This window comes from Paraburkholderia sp. RL17-373-BIF-A (genome assembly GCF_046030175.1).
In the GTDB taxonomy this organism is placed as follows: Bacteria; Pseudomonadota; Gammaproteobacteria; order Burkholderiales; family Burkholderiaceae; genus Paraburkholderia.
The window spans coordinates 1-3402 of sequence record NZ_JARESO010000172.1 but is presented as its reverse complement, the minus strand read 5'-3'; the positions used below and the strand labels follow the sequence as shown (position 1 = coordinate 3402).

Genomic DNA, 3402 nt, shown 5'->3' with positions numbered 1-3402 from the left:
ATCGACGGCGACTTCGTGCACAGCTTCGTGATGACAGACATCGCGACCGCGATGGACCGAGTGCCTAGCCATGCCGTATCGCAGCGGTGCATTCGTTCTTGAGCACATCGAGCGCGTTAGCCGTGCCTTGCCGTTTCCGCTGCGCGGTATCGATTGCGATAACGATAGCGCCTTCATGAACGAGGCCATATTCGATTTCTGCAAAGCGACGGGTATCGAACTGACCCGCTCGCGACCCTACAAGAAGAACGACCAAGCCTGGGTTACGCAGAAGAATGGCTCAATCGTGCGCCGCCTCGTGGGGTATGGCCACTTGCGTGGACTTGATGCTACCGAAACCCTCGCTTCCCTCTATGAGGTGTCGCGGCTGTACATCAACTTCTTCCAGCCGTCATTCAAGCTGAAGTCGAAAACACGCCACGGTGCACGGGTGACCAAGCGCTATGAAGCGCCTCTGACTCCCCTTGAGCGGGTCTTGCGATCGGCGTCGATACCCGAGTCAACCAAGCGCAGGTTGCGTACGCGGTTTCGGGCGCTAGATCCATTGGACTTATTGCGCCGCATGCGCGAAGCACAGCAGCACGTCGCACGATGCAGCGCATCGGGTACGGCGCCGATGGAAACACAAACGGCCGATCAGATCCCCCTCGCTAACTTCCTGGCGAGTCTTGGAACAGCATGGCACGAAGGAGAGGTTCGAGCGACGCATCGCCGAAAGGCGCACGTCGCACACACCTGGCGCAGCCGTGAAGATCCGTTCGAGCATACGTGGCCGACCATACAGCAATGGCTTGAGAGCGAGCCCGGGATTACGGCGAAGAAGCTGCATGAACGCCTCGTCGCGATGGCTCCAGCGATGTATTCCAGTGTCCAGCTTCGGACCCTGCAGCGCCGTGTGAAGGCATGGCGATCGAACCGTGCGAGAGAACTGGTCACGAGGATACTTGGTCATGCGGATGCGGTGAAGGCTGGCGCCGCTACGCAGCGCCATCATCGCAAAACAACGGGACCGTGACTTACGTGTATTAGGCTGGACTGCACCTGACAGGTAGTCGGGGAAGCAAAGGGAGAAGCTGATTTAGTGAGGGATCAGTTTCTCCCTGGCGAGTTCGAGAGAATCGAGGTAGGTGCGCATGGGCGTCTTGCCGTAGCACCATCGTCCCTGATGTTCGCGCTCATTGTTGTACTGGTCAAGCCATTCATCCAGATCGGTCTGCAACGCCTGGATCGAGTCGTAGATCTTCCTGCGGAATGCGATGCGATAGAACTCATTGAGCATGGTCTTGTGAAGCCGCTCGACGATGCCGTTGGTCTGGGGCGAACGCGCTTTGGTACGGGTGTGATCAATGTTCTCGACGGCCAGGTAGAGTTCATATTCGTGATGCTCGGGGTTGCCGCAATACTCAGTGCCACGGTCAGTGAGCACGCGTATGAGCGGGATGCCGTAGCTGTCAAAGAACGGTACGACGCGATCGTTGAGCAAATCGGCCGCCGGCAGCGGCGTCTTGCGGTCGTAGAGTTTGGCGAACGCCACCTTCGAGTAGGTGGCGACGAAGGTCTGCTGGTAGACGCGGCCCACGCCCTTGAGCGTGCCGACATAGAAGGTGTCCTGGGCGCCGCAATAGCCGGGGCATTCCGATTCGAATTCGCCGTGCGTTTCCTTTTCCAGTTTGGCGCGTTCAAGCGCAGTGAGCTGCGATTCGGTCAGCACCAGTCCTTCCTGGGCGGACTTCGCCTCCAGCGCCTTCAGGCGCTTGTTCATGGTCTCGAGATCGTGACGTAGCCAGATGCTGCGCACACCCTGCGGCGAGACGCTCAGGGCATGGCGCTTGAGGACCTCGTTGGCAATACTGATCTGGCCGTGGGCAGGCAGTTCCAGAGCCAGTTCGACCACCGCTGCCTCGACCTGCGGATCCACGCGGTTCTTCGGTAACGGACGATGGTGGGAGATTTCCTGCAGCGCGGCTTCGCCACCCTTATCGTACAGTTCCTTAAAGCGGTAGAAGCTGTCGCGGGAATATCCCATTACGCGGCAGGCCTGGCTGACATTGCCTAGCTGCCGGGCCAATTCGAGCATCCCGATCTTGGCGCGGATGACTTTCTGTTCCTGAGTCATGGCGGACTCCTTGCGGTTCGCCGTGCGCGTCACCGCTTCGGGCTACGCCCTCCGCGCCAACGCGCGTCAGCACGAGAAACCGACCACTGTCAGATTTAGTCTAGTCCATCGCAACTTACGCCATCAGACGTGTCCTGGTCGCGCTTGGTCTTCCGAACAAAGCCATGTGGATGGGCGTCCCAGCGGCTTGCCTTCTGCGCGTGCACGGGCGATACCCGCATGCGTTCGCTCGATCAGCAGATCGCGTTCGAACTCGGCGACCGCGTTCAACACGCCCATGGTCATTTTACCGGCGGCACAAGTGGCAGTCATCCGGCCGGTCCAGGAATGGCTCGATCACGCGAATATCGCCACCACGAGAATCGACGATCGACGTAAAAATCACCCGGAAGATCCGACATTCAAGGTTGCTTACTGACCTCTCGTTATCGCCGCCAGTTCGCAGGTACGGCCGCGTTATAGATCGACTTGAACCGTTCACTATTCTTCATCTGATCTCGCAGCTGACCGTACAACGCGCTGGACAGTACCGCTGTGCATGAGAAGAGGGCCTGTTTCCCAAGGAGTTTGCCCTTGTAATCCGCCAGCTGGGCTGTCGAAAATCCCTCGGCATCAGGATCCAGGTCATTTGCATGATTGAGCATCGCGACCGCCAGCACCCGCAGCGCTTCCGGCGAATCGCCAGCACGGCCAAACATCTTCGAACTGTTCGCGTAGGTCAGTGTGGCTGCAAGGGATCTCAGGCAAAAAGCCTTTTCGGCGTTGTTCATGGGACCATGCACTGCCTCGGCCATCGTAAAGAGCCATCCCAGCAGGTCTTCTGAAAAACGCGCCTCCGAAAACGTATCAAACTGGACAAAATCATCGCTCTGATGCCCCACCAGCGGCAGAATGAACCGCTTCAGATCCGTCTGGATTTTCGGAGTTGTCCAATCATTCCTCGCCCCGAGGGCCCCGAGCTGGTACTGTTCGACATACTCCGGAGGAAGGAAGCATTCCGCCGCCAGCCCCTCATGTTGCGCGATACGCGCGAAGCTTCTGGCATGCAGCACGGGGAACTGGGCAAGGTGCTTCTGATTGAACATCGGATAGAAGTCACCACGGCCTCCCCCTCCATCAGTTTGCCTGCTCCAGTCTACCGCGACGAATACATTGCCGAGGTCTTTACCCGGCTCCCCAGGAGCCCGCATACCGTTCCTGAAGTCCTCACTGGTGAGCAGGATGCAAACCTCCTTTTCCCTGGCAAGCAACGGAAAATAGGACAGCTCCGGCTCAACCATGTCAAT

General features: G+C 58.5%; 3 protein-coding genes and 1 pseudogene. 1 reads left to right on the top strand and 3 read right to left on the bottom strand.

Translation table 11 applies throughout. The features are described 5' to 3' along the window. Positions 1–70 precede the first annotated feature (70 nt). Positions 71–1015: a hypothetical protein gene (locus tag P0D80_RS49095; RefSeq protein WP_408295708.1), complete on the top strand. Its 945-nt coding sequence runs from the start codon at positions 71–73 to the stop codon at positions 1013–1015. Positions 1016–1078: 63 nt separating this feature from the next. Here the strand turns inward: P0D80_RS49095 and P0D80_RS49090 are convergent, their stop codons facing one another. The 3 genes and pseudogenes from P0D80_RS49090 to P0D80_RS49080 all read right to left on the bottom strand — a co-directional run. Then, positions 1079–2116 carry an IS481 family transposase gene (locus P0D80_RS49090; RefSeq protein ID WP_408295705.1) on the bottom strand — a complete coding sequence of 346 codons (1038 nt, stop codon included), beginning with the start codon at positions 2114–2116 and terminating at the stop codon, positions 1079–1081. A 168-nt stretch (positions 2117–2284) separates the two neighbouring features. Further along, positions 2285–2419, bottom strand: a pseudogene (locus P0D80_RS49085) (recombinase family protein); the annotation flags it as partial. A gap of 122 nt (positions 2420–2541) precedes the next feature. Further along, positions 2542–3402 (bottom strand): hypothetical protein (locus tag P0D80_RS49080; RefSeq protein ID WP_408295703.1); only part of this gene is annotated, 861 nt, incomplete at its 5' end.